Here is a 17,527-nt window from a genome sequence, read left to right on the forward strand (position 1 = left end):
CCTACGCGGAAAGCTTGACGATGGTCGCAGGGATCCCCTGACGCACCGCCGCTCCGGTCACCCAATCCAGCCAGGTATTCGGCACTTCGCGCGTCGGATCGGCAAAGCCCAAATCGTTGAGGTTGATGCCGGCGGCAATGCGCTCATCCATCGCCAGCGGTTCACCGTCCAGGTAGTGCTGACTGGCCCCCATCTCCCGGTGGCCGTAGCCGTGTTCCACCGCGATCACGCCGGGCATCACGCCCGCCAGTAAACTGATCCGCACCTCTCGACTGCCGCCCGGCGTGCTGATACGTACCCGGTCGCCGTGTTGAATGCCGAAACGAGCCCCGTCTGCCGGATTCAGCGCCACCAGGTTCACCGGTTTCACGTCGTGCAGGCGCCGGATCACCGCGGTGGAGCTGCTCATCACGTTGGATTTGAAGGACATCAGGCGCAGTGGCCACTGCTGCTCAGGGTAGAGCGCTTCCACCGCGCGGCCGTCCGACAAACGCGCCGGATAGCAGGTGGGGCAGCCGCTGAAACGCTCACCGGTGATCGCATGCCGGTGCTGCGCCACTTCCGCATTCCAGATCTGCAGCGGTTTCTCCCACCGGTTGCCCACGCTGCCGTCGCGGCGGCCGCTGTCGTGATCGGCGAAGCGGCCGCCGCGGCTGTAAATAAACGCCACGCGGTCGATTTCATCGGCGCGCAGCGTCTGCGCAAGCTGCGGCAACAAGCGATCGACACCGCTCAGCGTCAGTTCGTCCGCCCTCGCGGCCGGCACCGGCGCCTTGCCGGCAAACGCCACGTTGGCGGCGGCGCGCAGATAATAATCCTCGGCACGGTTGAGCGGCAACAGCCCGCCCTGGCCGTCGCCGATAGCGCGATCGCCGAACCCCGGCAGCGCCAGGCGTTTAGCGACGGCGATGCAAAACGCCTCCATGGAAATCGGCTGCCCTTGCGCCGTTTTCGCGGTCGCCGGCGTCACTATCGGCCAGCGCGCGGTAGTGGCCTTGCTGGCGACGCCGCCCCAGGGGGCGCTGAACCCCCAGCTCTCAAAGTTATGGGTGTCCGGGACGATATAGTCGGCCAACGCCGTCGTTTCGTTGATAAACGCATCGATAGCGATAAACAGCGGCAAACGCGCCGGATCTTTCAATCGTTCCTCCGCCACGCCGCGCAACCCGGCGATGCCGTACAAGGGGTTGGTCATGTTCGAGATCCAGGCTTTCAGCCCGTACGGATACCCCGCCAGCGCCGATGTCAGCAGCTCGGTCAGTTGCCCGGCGACGAACGGATACCAGGGCGCCCTGGCCGGCCAGGGGGAAACGCCCGCCGCCACTTTTTCGCGGTACTCGTCGGAGGTTTCATAGGCGGCCTTGCTGCGTGCGATATTCAGCCCCTTCGGTTTTACCAGGCCGGGAAACTCGACCAGGTTATAGCGCGGCCCCTCAGCGAAGCCGTTGAATTTTCCGCCGCCGACGAACACGCCCCCCTCCAGGCTCAGGTTGCCGATCAACACGTTAAGCATCATCACCGACCAGGTATTGTAAAACCCGTTTGCCGCCATCATCCCGCCATGGGCGATCACCGCCGCCTTGCGCCCGTGGGCGGTAAAGGCCTCGGCCAGTGCCGCGATGCGTGCCACCGGCACGCCGCATTGCCGGCTGTACGCCTCCGGCGACAGCTTGTCGGCGGCCTCTTTCAAACACTGGAAGCCGCTTTTCACCCCCACCTGCACGCCGTCGTGCAGCGTCACCGTACGGCTTACCCACAGCTCGGCGCTGTCGCACGCCTCGGCCGCCACCAGTTCCCCCGCGCCGTTGACCACCAACGGCGACGCCGACTCGGCGCCATTCAGATCGGCCAACGTCAGATGCTGCCCCGCCCGCGGATGCTCGCTCTCGGCGATCACCAGATGCGTGGCGTTGGTCCAGCTCTTCTCGCCGGCACGTTGCATGGCGGCCTCGGACGGGATGGCGAGATAACCGGCCTGATAACGCCGGTGGTCGAGGATCCAACGGATCATTGCCATCGCCAGCGCCGAGTCGGTGCCCGGCAATATCGGGATCCAATGGCCATGATCGTCCGCCAATGTGGTGGTCAGCGGCAGCGCCGGCGCCACTACCGCATAACGGAACTCGCTGCGCAATCTGGCGCTGGCCAGTTGCCGAGCCTGCCGCTTGAATGGGTTGCCGGACTGCGCGGGCGAGGTCCCCATAAACAGCGCGAACTCGACCTGTTCCCAGTCAGGCTTTACATGCGGATTTTTGTCCAGATCGTTCATCAACGCACCGGAACCGGCACGGTAGGCCAGCCCGCAGTAAGCGCCGTGCGCGCCGAAGTTTTTGCTGCCGAAACTGTTCTGGGCGAAACGCCGCAGGAAGCTGTCGCGCCCGTCGTCACCGGCGTTGGTCACCAGCAGCTGATTGGCTTTCGGCCCCAGCCCCGGCTGTCGGGCATCGATCGGCGTCTCCAGATCGCGGATCGCCCGCAGGCCGTCCACATGCCCCTCGCCGAACAGATCGCCGCCCTCCACCACTTCAGCGATCAACTGCTCGAAGCTGATGCGCTGCCACTTGCCCTCGCCGCGTTTGCCGACGCGCTTCATCGGCTCCAGCACGCGCAGCGGGCTGTAAAGCCCTTCCAGCAGCGTGGCGCCGCGCGCGCAGGCGGTGGAGCGGGCGTCGAGGCCGCTTTCGCCGCCCAGCTGCGCCAACGCGTCCTGCAGCGGCAAGGCCGAGTCGACGTGCCGTTCCTGAGACAGCGGATGATACGGGTTGCCGGCAATGCGCAATACCCGGTCGGTCTGCCTGTCCACCCGCACCCGCACGCCGCATTGCGTCCAGCAGCCGAAACACTGGGTCATCGAGATGGCCTGCTGCGGATTGCCTTGCCATTCCGGCCTTGCCCGCCCTTCGGGCGGCAGGGAGTTGCCGTTGATGCGATCCAGGGTCACCCGCCCTGAAGTGCCGTGAATCAAGCCGTCGATCGCCCGTTTGGCGACCTCGCGATAGCTCAGGCCAAAGGCGGACAATCCGCCGAAGGCCAGGCCCACTTTCAACCACTGACGCCGGGTGAGTTTAGCCATGTTGTTTTCTCCGCAGTAAAAACGCCTGTACTTCACGCACCATGATCATTAACGCCAGCCACAACCCGAAAGTGCCGACGATCGCCAGCAAGCCATCGGTGCCGAGCGGCAGGCTATAAGGGGAATACGTCGCGTTGTATTTCGGGATGGTTTGCACCTCGATCAACAGCGTCCAGCGCATCAGCCAACTCAGCCCCAGTGCGCCGGCCACCAGCAGCGTCGTACCGCCGCGCGGCAAGCGCCGAGAGCCGGCCCAAGCGGCGCACGCCAGCGTCAGCCCCCACAGCGCAATCCATCCCACGGCATACCGGCGCGCCATCGCCTGCGTCTGCAGCCAGTGGCGTACCGCCGCGCCGGATAACGTATCGCCGCATACCCACAGCAGGATCGCCCCGCCGAGCAGCAGTAACGTCAGCAGCATCCCGCGCGCCAGCGGCGCCTGCAGACCGGGCCGTTCGCGCAATGTCAGCAGCAGCAAGGCCAAGAGCGCCTGCAGCGCGCTGAGGAACATCACGATCGGAAATGCGTAGCTGAACCAGATTGGGCGGGCACGCACGACGGAAACCTCACGCCCGGTGTACAACAGCAGGCCAATAGCCACCAGCGCGCAAGCGGGCGCAATCCCACGCAGCAACGCAACCGGCCTGCCCGTCAGCCGCGCAAATTCGAGAGCGAGAAACCACAGGCCGATCAGCAGGGTAAAGAGCGGCAAGAACAGCGCGCCCCACGGCATCCACGACCAGGGCGTCGGGTAGGCGTAGAAATGCCAGAAGCGGGCGGTTTGATGCAGGTCGGCGGTCAGCGCCAGCGGTGCGGTGATGGCACACGTCAGCCCAATAAACAGCGCCATGCGCTCCAGATGCGCGGCGTTTTCTCCACCGCGCCAGCGCCACACGCAGGCCAGCAGCGCAGCACAGGCAGCGATGCCGATAAAGAAGAAATATTGCACGGCCCACGGCAGCCAGCTCACCGCCTGCGGTTGGCCCAGCACTTCTGCGATCATCAGTTGGCGACTCATCGTCCCTCCCCCTATAAGGCAACCTGCGCCCGCCCCGGCAGCGGCGTGACGAAGGCGTCATCCAGCCCCAGATAAAACACATGGGGCGCGGTTTGGTTCTCCGGCTTGAGGACGTTGATCTCGGCCTCGTGGCGCCGCAGCATCTTGCTCAGCGTGCTGTGCGGATCGCGCATATCGCCGATGATCCGCGCTCCCCCCACGCACGACTCCACGCACGCCGGCAACAATCCCGCCTCCAGCCGATGCACGCAGAAGGTGCATTTGTCCGCCGTTTGGGTGGCGTGATTGATAAAGCGGGCATCGTACGGGCAGGCCTGCACGCAATAGGCACACCCCACGCAGCGCGTGTTGTCGATCACCACGATCCCGTCCTCGCGTTGGAAGGTGGCCTGTACCGGGCACACCGGCACGCAGGGTGGGTTGTCGCAGTGGTTGCACAGCCTGGGCAGCAGCACATTGGTCGCCACCGCTTCACCTTCGAGGCTGACCTGGTACTGGTTTACCGTGGTGCGAAACTCGCCGTGCGGCGTCTGGTTTTCAATGGCGCAGCTCACGGTACAGGCCTGGCACCCGACGCAACGCCGCAGATCGATCAGCATCGCGTAGCGGCGGCTCGCATCCCCCTCGCGCCGCGTCGGCGCTAACGTCAGCCCGGCCTCCGCCACGGGGATCAGCGAAGCCCCCGCCGTCAACACGCCCAGCTGCTGCAAAAACTGCCGTTTACTGAAGTCCATGCGCCTCTCCCACGCCCTGGGCATCACCCCGATCACGCTATTGATGCCTGTTAGATGAATAAACAATGTCGATGATTTACAGTGTAAAAATGGCATCGATGGCGCTCTATTGTGGTTAACCACATACCGGCCCCAACGTTGATCTAAAACAAGTGGCGGCAGGCAAATTGCCCATCAGGAGGGGCTGTGAGGGTCGTGTTACTACTGCTGTTCAGTCTCGGCTGGGGGATGGCGGCACAGGCGGGAGAGTGGTCGGTCGGCGTGCTGGCGATGCGCGGCGATGCGGCGACCGCGCGTGACTGGCAGCCGCTGATCGACAGCCTCAACGGCAGTGTCGGCGGTGAGCGCTTCCGCCTGCAGCCGCTCGATCTGGCACAGATGCGCGAAGCGGTCAATCGGGGCAGCGTGCAGTTCGTGGTCACTAATCCGGCGCAGTTCGTGCAGTTGAACAGCCGCTATCATCTGCGCTGGCTGGCATCATTGCGCGCCGCCAACGGCGATCGGGCAACGGGCAACATCATCGGCAGCGTGATTCTGGTGCGGCGCGACAGCGGCATCACGACGCCGCAGGCGCTGATGGGCAAAACGCTGGGCGCCATCGATCCGCAGGCCTTCGGCGGCTATCTGACCGGCTATAAGGCGCTCAGCGATGCCGGTATGCGGCCCGATCGCGATTTCCACCTGCGCTTTACCGGTTTCCCTGCCGATGCCCTGCTCTATCTGTTGCGCGAGCGCGCCATTCAGGCCGCCATCGTCCCCGTCTGCCTGCTGGAGAAAATGGATCGAGAAGGCCTGATCAACCCGGCGGATTTTCGCCCGCTGTTGCAACGGCCCACATCGGTTCCCTGCGTCAGCAGCACGCCACTTTACCCCAACTGGTCGTTCGCCGCCCTGCCCGGCCTGGATAACTCACTGGTGGATGCGGTGGCAAGAGCCTTGCTGACCGCACCTCCGCAGTCTCCCTTTCAATGGGGCGCACCGGTCTCGACCAGCGAGGTGGAAGCCTTGCTGCGCGCCGTCAATCAACACCCGGAACAGCGGCGGCTGTGGCTGGATATCAAGAGCTGGCTGATCCAGCATCAGACGGCCGTCGGCCTGTCGCTGGCGGTGCTGGCGCTGTTGATCGTCAACCATATCTGGATCGCGCTGCTGGTACGCCGGCGCGGGCGGCAGTTGCTCCATGCCGGAGAGCAACTGCGGCGGCAGGAGCAGGCGCTGGAGAACGCCAGGCAGCTGAACGTGCTGGGGGAAATGGCCTCCGGCTTCGCGCACGAGCTCAATCAACCGTTGGCGGCTATTCGCCTTTATGCGCAGGGATGCCTGATCCAACTGCGCAAAACGGACGCCGGGCATCCGCTGTTGGGTCCGTTGGAAAATATCGACCGACAGGCGCAGCGCGGCGGCGAGACAATTCATAACCTGCGCCAGTGGGTGCAGCCCACCGCTGAGGCGATAGACCAAACACGCTGGCGACCCGCGGCGGTAAGCGAAACCGCCGAGCGGGTGTGGACGCTGCTGCGCCTGACGCAGCGCTATCCCGACCTGAAACTGTTCAACAACGTGGCGCCTTCGCTGACGCTAACCCTGCCGCCGGCGCTGCTGGAACAGTTGCTGGCGAACCTGCTGCTGAATGCGGCGCAGGCCGGAGCCAACGCCGTCTGGCTTTCCGCCGTCCAGAGCGAACGGGCGATCGAGTTGCATCTGCAGGACAACGCGGGCGGCATGACAACGGCCGGGCTGGAACAGGCTTTTCGCCCCTTCAACACCACCAAAGCCGGCGGCATGGGGCTGGGGTTAGCCATTTGCCGGCGCCTGGCCCGCTACGGCGGCGGCGAAATCCGCCTGGCTAACCGCCCCGCCCCCGACAGCCGCAATGGGCTGTGCATAACGCTGCATTTCATATTGAACGATGAGGAAAACCATGTCGCTAATTCATCTGGTGGACGATGACGCCGCCGTCACCGACGCCTGCCATTTTTTGCTGACCAGCCTCGGCCACGACGTGCAGTGCTGGAATGACAGCGCCGGCTTTTTGGCGCAGGCCGATCTGTTTCAGACCGGGATCGTCTTGCTGGACATGCGGATGCCGAAACTTGACGGCCACCAGGTTTACGGGGAACTGCGCCGCCGCGGTAGTACGCTGGCGGTGGTGTTCCTGTCCGGCCATGGCGACGTGCCGATGGCGGTGGAGCAGATGAAGTACGGCGCGGTGGATTTCCTGCAAAAACCGATCGCCGCAGAACCGCTGATCGCCGCCCTCGAACGGGCACAGCAGGTCTCGGCCAAAGCCCAGCAGCGCCATGAAACTTGCGGCCGCTACCGCACGCTCACGCCGAAAGAACGCGACATCGCGCAGCTGGTGGTGCGGGGCATGATGAATCGGGAAATGGCGGAGCGGCTGAATATCGCCCTGCGCACCGTAGAGGTTCACCGGGCAAAAGTGATGGAGAAAATGCAGGCCGCCAGCCTGGCGGAATTGGTGATTCAGCTGCAGGCTCTACCGCCCACGCCCCGGGAGTGAATGCATAAAGCCCTCATCAAGCTAACGTCCCGTATTCCTCTTTCCTTGATTGACACAGCGCGAACCAGGCAATATATTTATTAGAAATATTAATGAATTACGGTGAGATCACTTTTTCTCAACCAACAGGCTATCAGCATTCTCCGCAAAACCCAGCGTAGCGCTCTCGCCTTCAGGAACCCCGTGAGGGAAAGAAGGGGCGTTGCCTTGAATGAAGAGAAATGATGGCCATGCAACATGGCTCGAGCATCATTACGCCACTATCTGGCCATCCGGTTAACGTTTTAAATAAGTATGGATTATGAATAACAGAAGAATACGGACTAAATAAGGAATAAAAATGCAAGGAAATCTCAAGCTCTATGGCCTTTTTGTTGGCCTGACGGTGACCATTATGATCACCTGCGACACGTTGGTTTATAAGGTCTTTGATATCTATGGTTTTAAAATAACGGCAAGCGGCATTGTATTCTCCTTGTGTTTCTTGATATCCACATTGCTGACTGAGGTTTATGGCTATAAATTGTCGGTAAGAGCAATATGGATCATGGTGTTCTGCCAAAGTTTATATGTCATAATACTTAATCTCTCAGCCGTTATTCAGCCAGAAAACAACGATATCGCCACACACTATTATTCTTTATACCATGAATTCTGGCGAGTCATGATCGGCACCTGGGTGTCCGTTCCGGTCGCTTATTTCGTCAATGGTTTTATTATTTCAAAGATGAAGATTATCTTCTCCGGCAAATACTTCTTTATCCGATATATTGTTGGCTCCATGTCTACACAGGCCGCCCTGTTGCTGACAGCCTATCCGATCAGTCTTTCAGGAAAATACACCTTCATGGAGTTGGTTAATATCATAAGCACGACGTGGTCTTATAAAGTTGTCGTCTCTATTGTATTACTGCCGCTCGCCATCGCCTTAGTCGAGTGGGTGAAGAAGATAGAAAACACCGATCATTATGATTGGGGCACCTCATACAATCCATTTAAGTAATATCAACAGGGTCTCGCATGAAAGTAATTCAGATTAGCGACATACATATTATGCCTAATGAAAGCGCGCTGGCTTCGAAGCATCTTGCTAATTTCGACAGGGCCATTGACTTCATTAATGCCAATGCCGATAAAATCAATGCCGACTTAATCATTGTGACGGGTGACATCTCTCATGATGGCGATATCCCCTCTTATGAGCGCTTCTTTAAGATAATGAACCGCACTTCCTTACCTTTCTATTTTTTCCCAGGCAACCACGACAACAAAAAGAACCTGGACGATGCAGCCAGTAAGCAGGGTGGCAGCTACGATATAAACTCGTTTGAAGATGACGAATGGCGCATGCTCAGCATCGACTCGGTGGTTGATAATGAAGATTTCGGCAGAATCTCGACGCAATCGCTCGACACGCTTGAAAAAGCCATCGTCGCAAGTGACAATAAAAAGGTCGCCGTCTTCTTGCATCATCATCCTATTCCGGTAGGCACCCCGATTGTTGATAGCTGTATGTTAAACAATGCCGAGGAGTTTTTGAGCCTCTGCCAACGATTAAACGTTAAGTTTATCGGCTCAGGCCATGCACATACGCTATTCCAAAGAAAGCTGGGGGAAACCTTAGTCTCTGTTTCCCCGGCGATTTGTTCGCAATGGAAGAACGGCACAAGCGCTGTCAGCAGCATAGACAATTCGGCTTTCAGCGTGATTACGTTCGATGAGCATATTCACGTCGAACCCTGGTTTATTTAATCAACGTCAGTATTGTTTTTTTAGACCTGTCGCTTTTCTTAGCATTTTTCAATGAGGCAGAGAGTGCTCTGCCTTCCTTTACCCCGGCATAGAAGGCTATTTTCGTCGCATCCAAGGACTCGGTTTTGTCGACAAGATCGCGATCCCTTAGAAAATCCGCCCCTGATATTGATATCGAATCAACATCGTTTTTCAACGTCCACATACAGTTTCGTTTCTCTTCATGAATCGACAGTTTGGCCGAGGCGATTTTTATTTTAGATTCGGTCTCGGCGATAAAAGCGATATCTTTCGGATTAACATGCCTGAGAAAATCGCCCTCGATGAGTTGCCCCCAGTTTTTTTTCACGAAAGTATGGGTGCCAAACTCTTTGAAAAGCCAATATCCATCCGCCGTTCGGATCACGCTACGATCTAACGTATAGAGGTAACTGGGAGAGTATATTTTTCTTAACCTTCTCATTATGTTAAATAAGTCCATTTATTTCAGCCTCTTTATCATTTTCAATAGAACACCGACGATCGCATAATCGCTATAGGACTTCACACTGCTATCTGAATCTAATGAGATGTTTGTAAACAACAAGTCGCCGTCGGAAACAAAAACTCGCCTTAAGCATATTGGGTAATTTTTCAGCTTAACCAGGACGATATCGCCATCGCAAAATGGCTCCTTGAGCGAGATCACACAATACGTTCCACGGTCTAATTCAGGCGACAGTGAATTATTCGTTATCTCTACCACAAACAGCGAATCGTCCGTCATGTCATCGACTTCTGTCGTATAGGTATCTGCCGTTCTGATCGTGTTGGCCAGAAAACGTTCTACATCGCTGTAGCTAATGAGTGGAAGCGATCTCACATTGTGTTTGGCCTCTCCCGTGACGCTTAAATCCTTGTCAGTCAGCTCCCCTACTTTTACGCTGAAAAATTCACCAATGGACGCAAGCGTAGAGATCGTGGGATTCCCCACGCCTTTCCTCAGATTATTGATCGTGGCAATACCTATCCCTGTTTCGCTGCTCAACCGACTGGCGTCAATCCCGTGCATGCGCATGAGGTAAGTAAGGTTTTCACCTATCATTTTCAATGACATACCATTTTCTTCTGATATTTTAATGTTGTTTGGTTGCATTATAATGTTTTAAACCTATACTTTAGCGTCATTAAAGTGAATTAAAAACATTAAACCACTTCTAGGGTGGCTATGACAATGACTCGGGGCCTTTGGTATACGAAATATAAATACAATACATTGTAATATAATAATTTTATTTTGAATCACCGGTCTTGCCGAACATGACTGGCTGCCTTTTAAATGATTCAATTTACTTATAAAAATGCTGTCTGCACAGGCTAACTCATATGCCCGTTCATCAAACATCAGAGGCGCTTTACAACGCCCGGGATATCTTCATCGCATTCACGCCATAGCCGACGCAGGAGAAACCCAAAATGCTAAACATTAACCCCGCAGCAATTTAACGCACAGAAGCCAACCTGGAGAGCAAATCGCATCCCGGTTCGATAATTTTAAAGGAAATGAGATGAGTGCTTTATTCATCGCTCATCGAGCGACCATTGGCCAACACTCGGGATTTTTTCTCTGTCAGAACGCGAAGAAGCTGCGTCAGCGCCCGTAGCGCCGAGTTCCGGCGCATACCTGCATTGATCGATATTATGCCAAGAACGGCGACCAGAAAGGTGGCGTCGGGCCCCCAACACCAGGGAGCCCCCAGCCCGACGCCACCGCCTTACATACTGATTAGTAAGGGAGAAAAATGTAGGTTGCGGAGGATAATCGTGCCCTTTGAATATTCACGCACGAAGTGAGCGAGGAAAATGCAGACCACTGGCCAGACGTAAAGAAAAGATTCAGTGGCAGGCTTGGCAGCCCGCTGCGCAAGTAAGAATAAACGCCTTATGCAAAATTGCGCCCCCCTCTTGCCAACCCGCCTTCCTCAGGCCAGAATACTGTACATTAAATCAGTGTTTACAGGTGAGTCATGTTTGTAGAATTAGTGTACGACAAGCGCAACGTCGCTGGGCTACCCAACGCCGCCGAGATTATTCGCAACGAGCTGGAAAAACGCGTGCATGTGCTGTTCCCGGAGGCGGAGGTGCGCGTGAAGCCGATGCAGGCCAACGGCCTGAACTCCGACGCCAGCAAAAGCGATCGTGAGAAGCTGAACCGAATGTTGGAAGAGATGTTCGAAGAAGCGGATCAGTGGCTGGTCACTGATATTTGAACCCTGTCTGATAGCCGGACTCGCCCACCGGCTATATTTCCGCCAGTATATGCAAACGTTCAGCCCTTGGCTAATGGGATTGACGCGGTGCCTCCCCCATCCGGTTATCGGTTGGTTAATGTTAATATCGATGCTATTCGAAGCGCGCACTGCTGCAGTGTGCACTTTTCTAGCGCACCAATACCATAACAAAAAGCCCCAGCATCGCTGCTGGGGCCTCTGTCATGGTGCCGGCTACCGGAATCGAACTGGTGACCTACTGATTACAAGTCAGTTGCTCTACCTACTGAGCTAAGCCGGCTGAATTTGGCGGAAGGACAGAGATTCGAACTCTGGGAGCTGTTACACTCGACGGTTTTCAAGACCGTTGCCTTAAACCACTCGGCCATCCTTCCAATGGGCGCTGATATTAGCGATACCGTTATGAAATGTCTATCGTTTTGATGCAAAAAAATGGCACAACCGGTGCAGTTGCCTAAACTTCAGGCCTTAAACGCTTAAAAAATGAAAAGCCCCGCGCAAGCGAGGCTTTTTTGGTCGGCCGAAACGCGATTATTTCGGCTGAGAATCGTAGTCTGAACAGGTTTGATAGCCCTTGTTCATGACATGGCCCGTGTCGTTGTAGCTGACAAAGTAGGTTTGCACCTTGCCGTCGCGCGGCGCCACCGCATAGGTGTCGCAGGTGCCCTGCGCATGAACCAGTGTGGCAGTGGTCGACGGTGGACCCGCGATAGCCCGCACCTGCTGCTTGGTCATCCCTACTTTGACATCGCTGACCACCGGCTCATTGACATAGCTGGCTGCGCGATCATAGGTGGTACAACCGGCAAGAATGGAGAATACCGCCGCAGTGCCGACGGCCAAAACCAACTTCTTCGTCATAGCTTGTCCTCTTGGAGTGCATTTGTTGTTCCCTAAGTCTAGAAGCGGGAAGGCTTTTCTACAAATTCCCCTTTGTCGATCGGTGCGCTTTTGCTCTCAAAAGGCCATCGCAGCATCCCATCAGATTCAAAAACCGAAATCGCTCAGGGCCGGGACATCGTCCGGGCGCCGGCCGAGCGGCCAATGAAAACGCCGATCCTGTTCGCGGATCGGCATGTCGTTGATGCAGGCGTGACGGTTGATCATCAGCCCCTCCTGATTGAACTCCCAGTTCTCATTGCCGAAGCTGCGATACCAGTTGCCGGAATCGTCGCGCCATTCATAGGCAAAACGCACCGCGATGCGCGCGCCGTCAAACGCCCACAGCTCCTTAATCAGCCGATACTCTAGTTCTTTCGCCCACTTGCGTTGCAAAAAGCCGACCACCGCCGCGCGCCCATCGACAAATTCCGCGCGGTTACGCCAGTGGGTATCGAGGGAATACACCTGCGATACACGTTCGGGATCGCGGCTATTCCAGGCATCCTCCGCCAGCCGCACCTTCTCGATAGCGGATTCGCGGGTAAAAGGCGGCAATGGGGGTTTAATGCTCATGTTTATCTCCTGAGTGTAGGCGTGTAGACAACTCTGTCTACGTCATTACGCTAGCGCATGTAGACAGAGTTGTCTACAATCACTCGGAAATAGCCTGGGAGAAAATGATGACCGCCGATCTCAACGCCTTACCCGCCCGCCAGCGCATCCTGCTGACGGCGCACGATCTGTTTTATCAAGAAGGGATCCGCGCCACCGGCATCGATCGCATCATCAAAGAATCGGGCGTGACCAAGGTGACCTTCTATCGCCACTTTCCCAGCAAGAATGATTTAATTACGGCGTTTTTGACCTATCGCCATCAGCAGTGGCTCACCTGGTTCAGCACATCGCTGGCCCATCATGTGGCGCAAACCGGTGGGCTGCTGCCGGCGTTGGCGCCCTGCCTGGCGGAGTGGTTCGACGAACCGCGCTTTCGCGGCTGCGCATTTATCAATACGGCGGTGGAAATCGCCGATCTGCTGCCGGAAAGCCTGCACATCGCCAGCCGGCATAAGCGGCAAATGGCGGAGGAACTGGCACGTCACCTGCCCGCCGGCCCACGGCGGGAACAGCAGGCAGCAATGCTGGCGATGCTGATCGACGGCGCCATCGTCAGAGTGCAGATAGAGCGGCAACCGCAGGCGGCGCTGCAGGTGCTGAATGCCGCTCTGGCGTTGCTGGCACAAGGCGGGGTCGATCAGTAATTGGCCCAGATGCCCGGCGTCACCAGTTCTAACAGGTGGGCGTCGGGATCGCGAAAATAAATACTCTCCCCGCCGTGTTCCCAGCGCATCCGCCCCTCAATCTCCACGCCGTTGGCCGTCAGATGCCGTTCCCAGTGTGGCAGTTGCGCTTTCGCCACCGCCAGCCCGATATGCGCTGGCCCCACGCCATCGTGCGCAGGAATAAACCCGGTAGGATAGTGCGCCCCGCGCAGCGAGTCGCCCTCGATAAACAGCAACAGTACGCTTCGATCGCCGACGTTATAGGCGCGAAACCGTTCGTTAGCGACCATCGCCGGCAGTTTCAGCACCTCCCGGTAAAAAGCGTCCGCGCGTTCAATATCGCTGACGTAGAGCACCGTTTCGATCACCTTGTCGATCTTGAGTTCCATATCATCCCCCTCTTTTTCTGTACTGACAGCGTAGGCTTAGAGGAGGAAAACCACGGTGCTTCCCGTGCCGATAGCGGATCAATCCGTGCTTTTTTACCGGCTTACAGGCAAAAAAAACGCGGCCCGAAGGCCGCGCGATGACGTTCACACTGAGGTGCTTAGAACTGGTAAACCAGGCCCACGGCAACCACGTTGTCGGTGTTGATACCGGCAGCGTCGGTGAAGTCGTTGTTGTCCACCAGGTTGATTTTGTAATCAACATAGGTGGACATGTTTTTGTTGAAGAAGTAGGTCGCACCCAGGTCGACGAATTTGACCAGATCTTGATCGCCGTAGTCCTTGCCGTTGCCGGCGCGGCCCAAGTCTTTACCTTTGGTCTGGTTATAACCCACGAACGGACGCAGACCGAAGTCGAACTGGTAGTGCGCGTAGGCTTCGAAGCTCTGCGCCTTGTTGGCGTAGCCATAAACGCTGCTGTCAGAACTACCGAAACGCGCCGCATTGTAGGACTGGGTGAACATCACCGCCAGGTAGACGTCGTTGGCGTCATATTTCAGACCGCCGGAGTACCCTTCGGCCTTGTCGCCGCGACCCATGATGTTCTGGTGACCGTTACCGCCGTTCTGCTCGCTGGTACGACGCGAGTTGAAGAAGGCACCTGCGGCGCTGATGCCGTAGCCCATGTCATAGCTCATGGACATACCGTAGCCTTCGCCGTTTTGACCCAGAACGTCACGACCGTTGTTGGTCTCTTCGCCGTTGCCGTTTTTACCCTGGTACTGCAGGGCGAAGTTCAGGCCGTCAACCAGACCGAAGAAGTCGTTGTTACGGTAGGTCGCCAGGCCGCTGGAGCGCTGGAACATGAACTGGTCGGCGCCGTAGGTCATACCGTCGAACTCAGGCTGCAAGTCGGTATACGCCGCGACGTCGTACAGCACGCCGGTGTTACGGCCGTAGTCGAAGGAGCCATAGTCGCCGAATTTCAGACCGGCGAAGCCGTAACGGGTGAAGTTCTTGTTGTCCTGGCTTTCAGCGTGATTCAGGTTCGCCTGATATTCCCACTGGCCGTAACCGGTCAGTTGATCGCTGATTTGCGTTTCGCCGCGCAGGCCAAAACGCATATAAGACTGATCGCCGTCCACGCCGTTGTTGCTGGAGAAATAGTGAAGACCGTCGACTTTACCGTACAAATCCAGTTTATTACCGTCTTTGTTGTAGATTTCCGCCGCGCCTGCTGTGCCTGCAACCAGCAGTGCGGGTACCATCAGAGAGAGTACTCGAAGTTTCATCGTTATTATCCTCGTTAATTATGTCGAGCTACGGCCACTGCCCTTTTCGAGCATTATTAGCACGACTGTGCATTACCATTCTGGTAACAAGGGTTATATTAATCCAGAAAGAAAATGATACCAAGTATCCGATAGTGTTTCAGTGTAATTAATAAAGGTTTCCAAATGTAAATACGCGCGAACTTTCACAAAACATTACAGACAAACAAAATAAAGCACTTAAAGACAAAGAATAGATTAATTGATAAAAAATCATGTAGTTATACATATCTTTAAGAAAAAAAAGCCAACCATACAATTGAGCCAGACAATAAGCACATTGTGCCAAAACGCCGTCCGCACGCAGCCGCTATAATCACCTCGCTATCATCATTATTTTCATTATTACCTTCATTATCTGAGATCCGAGGATAATTTCTGCACTCCTTTAACCGGCTTCTGGCCGGTTTTTTATTTTTCTCCATACTCTCCTCACAATTCCGACTCGTACAAATAGCACGCAAATAAATAACCTAATGATATAGTTTCATTAATTTACTTTCGCACTAATTGCTAATCTTTTCCCTTATTTTAGTCTACAAATTGAAATTACTTTTCATTTCGTGCTTTATCCCATCGATTATTTCCCGCCGCAGGCACAATTAGCCGCAGAGTTTCAATTCTGATAACCTGGAAAAAGTGCACCTCCAGCGAGTAAAATTCATGATGCCCTTTCAACCCGACGTGCTGTGGCGGCGGCTACAAACCTCCCCCTTCCGCGCTCGCTTCCGTTTAAATGCCAAAGACCAAACTTATCTCGACGGCAAGGGATTGCCGCTGATACTCAGCCATGCCCGCGATTTTATCGACCGCCGCCTGGCCGCCGCCCATCCTAAGAATGACGGCAAGCAAACACCGATGCGCGGCCACCCGGTGTTCGTCGCCCAGCATGCCACCGCTACCTGCTGCCGCAGCTGTCTGGAAAAGTGGCACGGCATACCGCAAGGCGTCGCACTGAACGAGCAGCAAAAGGAGTATATTGTCCAAGCTATCGCGCTGTGGCTGGTGCGCAGAGGCGGTGCCAGGGAGATGTCAGGCGCGAATATTTTCGATCCGGATCGCGGATTGTGATAAAAACTGTCAGTAACTTTCACCATTCTTTTGACCCAAGATCCTGACGCTTACATGACAGCTACCTTGTGCAATGAACAGCAAACGCCCGGCATTCCTCAACAGATCGCCACCCGTCTGGCCTTTTTCGTCGCCGGTCTCGGCATGGCCGCCTGGGCGCCGCTGGTCCCCTTCGCCAAAGCGCGCATCGGTATCGATGACGGTTCGCTCGGCCTGTTGCTGCTCTGTATCGGCGCCGGCTCCTTGTTGGCGATGCCGCTGACCGGTTTCCTGACCGGCAAACTGGGCTGCCGCGCGGTGATCCTGATGGCGGGTCTGGGATTGTGTATTGATCTGCCGCTGTTGGCACTGATGGATTCCCTCGGCGGCATGGCCGTAGCGCTGCTGCTATTCGGTGCGGCAATCGGCATGATCGACGTAGCGATGAACGTTCAGGCGGTGATCGTCGAACGCGCCAGCGGCAAGGCGATGATGTCCGGCTTTCACGGTTTCTTCAGCATCGGCGGCATTGCCGGCGCCGGCGGCGTCAGCGCGTTGCTGTGGTTGGGGCTGACACCGCTTCAATCCACCCTGCTCACCGTGCTGGCGGTGATAGTCCTGCTGGCGCTTGCCAGCCGCCATCTGCTGCGTGAGAGCGGCGCCGACGACGGCGGGCCGATGTTCGTCTTGCCGCGCGGTTGGGTGATGTTCATCGGCATTCTGTGCTTTATCATGTTTCTGGCGGAAGGATCGATGCTCGACTGGAGCGCGCTGTTCCTCACCACGTTGCGCGGTGTCGAACACAGCCAGGCCGGTCTGGGCTATGCGCTGTTTTCCATCACCATGACGCTCGGCCGCCTCAATGGCGATCGGGTGGTGAACTCGCTGGGCCGCTACCGGGTGCTGCTGCTGGGCAGCCTGTGTGCCGCTTTCGGCCTGGGTCTGGCCATCGCCTTCAATCACGCCACCGTTTCGCTGGCCGGTTTCATGTTGGTCGGCCTGGGCGCCTCGAACGTCGTGCCGATCCTGTTCAGCGCCGCAGGCAACCAGCGCGACATGCCGGCCAATTTGGCGATCGCTTCCGTCACCACCGTCGGCTATGCCGGTATTCTGGCCGGCCCGGCGCTGATCGGCTTCATCGCTCAGTTTTCCAACCTGACGGTGGCCTTCGCCTGCGTAGCCGCTCTGCTGTTGGCGGTGACCGCCAGCGCCAGGGCCGTCACTCGCTGA

17 protein-coding genes and 2 tRNA genes are annotated in these 17,527 nt (G+C 56.9%); 8 read left to right on the top strand and 11 right to left on the bottom strand.

What is annotated here, in order from left to right:
- Position 1 precedes the first annotated feature (1 nt).
- Genes ttrA through ttrB form a run of 3 tightly spaced genes read right to left on the bottom strand, consistent with a single transcriptional unit; the run spans position 2 to position 4,825 of the window.
- Positions 2 to 3,073: a tetrathionate reductase subunit TtrA gene (gene ttrA, locus FOT55_RS22385; protein ID WP_147824043.1), complete on the bottom strand. Its 3,072-nt coding sequence runs from the start codon at positions 3,071 to 3,073 to the stop codon at positions 2 to 4.
- Positions 3,066 to 4,091 (bottom strand): tetrathionate reductase subunit TtrC, encoded by a 1,026-nt coding sequence (ttrC, locus tag FOT55_RS22390; RefSeq protein WP_147824044.1) that lies wholly within the window; start codon positions 4,089 to 4,091, stop codon positions 3,066 to 3,068. The genes ttrA and ttrC overlap by 8 nt, the downstream gene beginning before the upstream one ends.
- An 11-nt stretch (positions 4,092 to 4,102) precedes the next feature.
- Entirely contained in the window at positions 4,103 to 4,825 is a 723-nt protein-coding gene (ttrB, locus tag FOT55_RS22395) for a tetrathionate reductase subunit TtrB (RefSeq protein WP_147824045.1), read from the bottom strand.
- 228 nt (positions 4,826 to 5,053) lie between these two features.
- Here ttrB and ttrS point away from each other — a divergent pair, with 228 nt between their 5' ends.
- The 4 genes from ttrS (at position 5,054) to FOT55_RS22415 (ending at position 9,098) form a co-directional block, all read left to right on the top strand.
- Positions 5,054 to 6,775, top strand: coding sequence for a tetrathionate respiration histidine kinase TtrS (gene ttrS / locus FOT55_RS22400; protein WP_230201417.1), 1,722 nt, complete (start codon positions 5,054 to 5,056; stop codon positions 6,773 to 6,775).
- Positions 6,747 to 7,346 carry a tetrathionate respiration response regulator TtrR gene (ttrR, locus tag FOT55_RS22405; RefSeq protein WP_147824046.1) on the top strand — a complete coding sequence of 200 codons (600 nt, stop codon included), beginning with the start codon at positions 6,747 to 6,749 and terminating at the stop codon, positions 7,344 to 7,346. The genes ttrS and ttrR overlap by 29 nt, the downstream gene beginning before the upstream one ends.
- 340 nt (positions 7,347 to 7,686) lie before the next feature.
- Positions 7,687 to 8,349, top strand: coding sequence for a VUT family protein (locus FOT55_RS22410; RefSeq protein ID WP_025303625.1), 663 nt, complete (start codon positions 7,687 to 7,689; stop codon positions 8,347 to 8,349).
- A gap of 17 nt (positions 8,350 to 8,366) precedes the next feature.
- Positions 8,367 to 9,098 (top strand): metallophosphoesterase family protein, encoded by a 732-nt coding sequence (locus FOT55_RS22415; RefSeq protein WP_147824047.1) that lies wholly within the window; start codon positions 8,367 to 8,369, stop codon positions 9,096 to 9,098.
- Here FOT55_RS22415 and FOT55_RS22420 read toward each other — a convergent pair.
- A complete protein-coding gene (locus FOT55_RS22420; RefSeq protein WP_043136490.1) occupies positions 9,091 to 9,579 on the bottom strand; it encodes an ATP synthase subunit B family protein in 489 nt (162 codons plus the stop codon). The two genes, FOT55_RS22415 and FOT55_RS22420, sit on opposite strands and share 8 nt — an antisense overlap.
- Positions 9,580 to 10,233: a helix-turn-helix domain-containing protein gene (locus FOT55_RS22425; protein WP_147824048.1), complete on the bottom strand. Its 654-nt coding sequence runs from the start codon at positions 10,231 to 10,233 to the stop codon at positions 9,580 to 9,582.
- 871 nt (positions 10,234 to 11,104) lie between these two features.
- Between FOT55_RS22425 and FOT55_RS22430 the strand changes: the two genes are divergently transcribed.
- Complete coding sequence (locus FOT55_RS22430) at positions 11,105 to 11,347, top strand: DinI family protein (protein WP_025303629.1); 243 nt, start codon at positions 11,105 to 11,107, stop codon at positions 11,345 to 11,347.
- 225 nt (positions 11,348 to 11,572) lie between these two features.
- On the opposite strand, the gene FOT55_RS22435 is transcribed toward FOT55_RS22430, so the two are convergent.
- The 4 genes from FOT55_RS22435 to FOT55_RS22450 all read right to left on the bottom strand — a co-directional run bounded on the left by FOT55_RS22435 (position 11,573) and on the right by FOT55_RS22450 (position 12,823).
- Positions 11,573 to 11,648: transfer RNA gene (locus tag FOT55_RS22435), tRNA-Thr, on the bottom strand.
- A 6-nt stretch (positions 11,649 to 11,654) separates the two neighbouring features.
- Positions 11,655 to 11,742 (bottom strand) — tRNA-Ser (locus FOT55_RS22440).
- A gap of 157 nt (positions 11,743 to 11,899) precedes the next feature.
- Complete coding sequence (gene osmE, locus FOT55_RS22445) at positions 11,900 to 12,229, bottom strand: osmotically-inducible lipoprotein OsmE (protein ID WP_025303630.1); 330 nt, start codon at positions 12,227 to 12,229, stop codon at positions 11,900 to 11,902.
- Between the two features lie 126 nt (positions 12,230 to 12,355).
- Positions 12,356 to 12,823 (bottom strand): nuclear transport factor 2 family protein, encoded by a 468-nt coding sequence (locus FOT55_RS22450; RefSeq protein WP_025303631.1) that lies wholly within the window; start codon positions 12,821 to 12,823, stop codon positions 12,356 to 12,358.
- 107 nt (positions 12,824 to 12,930) lie between these two features.
- Between FOT55_RS22450 and FOT55_RS22455 the strand changes: the two genes are divergently transcribed.
- Positions 12,931 to 13,509, top strand: a complete 579-nt coding sequence (locus FOT55_RS22455; protein ID WP_147824231.1) for a TetR/AcrR family transcriptional regulator — start codon at positions 12,931 to 12,933, stop codon at positions 13,507 to 13,509.
- Here FOT55_RS22455 and FOT55_RS22460 read toward each other — a convergent pair.
- The gene (locus FOT55_RS22460; RefSeq protein WP_025303633.1) at positions 13,503 to 13,919 is read right to left on the bottom strand and encodes a VOC family protein; all 417 of its coding nucleotides are present in this window, start codon (positions 13,917 to 13,919) and stop codon (positions 13,503 to 13,505) included. The two genes, FOT55_RS22455 and FOT55_RS22460, sit on opposite strands and share 7 nt — an antisense overlap.
- A 158-nt stretch (positions 13,920 to 14,077) precedes the next feature.
- Entirely contained in the window at positions 14,078 to 15,208 is a 1,131-nt protein-coding gene (ompC, locus tag FOT55_RS22465) for a porin OmpC (RefSeq protein WP_025303634.1), read from the bottom strand.
- A 702-nt stretch (positions 15,209 to 15,910) separates the two neighbouring features.
- On the opposite strand from ompC, the gene FOT55_RS22470 reads away from it, so the two are divergent.
- Positions 15,911 to 16,318: a DUF4186 domain-containing protein gene (locus FOT55_RS22470; RefSeq protein WP_062826730.1), complete on the top strand. Its 408-nt coding sequence runs from the start codon at positions 15,911 to 15,913 to the stop codon at positions 16,316 to 16,318.
- 54 nt (positions 16,319 to 16,372) lie between these two features.
- A complete protein-coding gene (locus FOT55_RS22475; protein WP_049294881.1) occupies positions 16,373 to 17,527 on the top strand; it encodes an MFS transporter in 1,155 nt (384 codons plus the stop codon).

The sequence above is a fragment of the Serratia bockelmannii genome, from assembly GCF_008011855.1.
Taxonomy (GTDB): domain Bacteria; phylum Pseudomonadota; class Gammaproteobacteria; order Enterobacterales; family Enterobacteriaceae; genus Serratia; species Serratia bockelmannii.

Excerpts from the sequence above, each read along its gene's own strand:
- FOT55_RS22455 (WP_147824231.1), top strand. The coding sequence starts at position 12,931 with ATGACCGCCGATCTCAACGCCTTACCCGCCCGCCAGCGCATCCTGCTG.
- ttrS (WP_230201417.1), top strand. The coding sequence starts at position 5,054 with ATGGCGGCACAGGCGGGAGAGTGGTCGGTCGGCGTGCTGGCGATGCGC.
- FOT55_RS22475 (WP_049294881.1), top strand. The coding sequence starts at position 16,373 with ATGACAGCTACCTTGTGCAATGAACAGCAAACGCCCGGCATTCCTCAA.
- FOT55_RS22425 (WP_147824048.1), bottom strand. The coding sequence starts at position 10,233 with ATGCAACCAAACAACATTAAAATATCAGAAGAAAATGGTATGTCATTG.
- ttrR (WP_147824046.1), top strand. The coding sequence starts at position 6,747 with ATGTCGCTAATTCATCTGGTGGACGATGACGCCGCCGTCACCGACGCC.
- FOT55_RS22470 (WP_062826730.1), top strand. The coding sequence starts at position 15,911 with ATGATGCCCTTTCAACCCGACGTGCTGTGGCGGCGGCTACAAACCTCC.
- FOT55_RS22415 (WP_147824047.1), top strand. The coding sequence starts at position 8,367 with ATGAAAGTAATTCAGATTAGCGACATACATATTATGCCTAATGAAAGC.
- ompC (WP_025303634.1), bottom strand. The coding sequence starts at position 15,208 with ATGAAACTTCGAGTACTCTCTCTGATGGTACCCGCACTGCTGGTTGCA.
- FOT55_RS22460 (WP_025303633.1), bottom strand. The coding sequence starts at position 13,919 with ATGGAACTCAAGATCGACAAGGTGATCGAAACGGTGCTCTACGTCAGC.
- FOT55_RS22410 (WP_025303625.1), top strand. The coding sequence starts at position 7,687 with ATGCAAGGAAATCTCAAGCTCTATGGCCTTTTTGTTGGCCTGACGGTG.
- osmE (WP_025303630.1), bottom strand. The coding sequence starts at position 12,229 with ATGACGAAGAAGTTGGTTTTGGCCGTCGGCACTGCGGCGGTATTCTCC.
- FOT55_RS22450 (WP_025303631.1), bottom strand. The coding sequence starts at position 12,823 with ATGAGCATTAAACCCCCATTGCCGCCTTTTACCCGCGAATCCGCTATC.
- FOT55_RS22430 (WP_025303629.1), top strand. The coding sequence starts at position 11,105 with ATGTTTGTAGAATTAGTGTACGACAAGCGCAACGTCGCTGGGCTACCC.
- ttrB (WP_147824045.1), bottom strand. The coding sequence starts at position 4,825 with ATGGACTTCAGTAAACGGCAGTTTTTGCAGCAGCTGGGCGTGTTGACG.
- FOT55_RS22420 (WP_043136490.1), bottom strand. The coding sequence starts at position 9,579 with ATGGACTTATTTAACATAATGAGAAGGTTAAGAAAAATATACTCTCCC.
- ttrA (WP_147824043.1), bottom strand. The coding sequence starts at position 3,073 with ATGGCTAAACTCACCCGGCGTCAGTGGTTGAAAGTGGGCCTGGCCTTC.
- ttrC (WP_147824044.1), bottom strand. The coding sequence starts at position 4,091 with ATGAGTCGCCAACTGATGATCGCAGAAGTGCTGGGCCAACCGCAGGCG.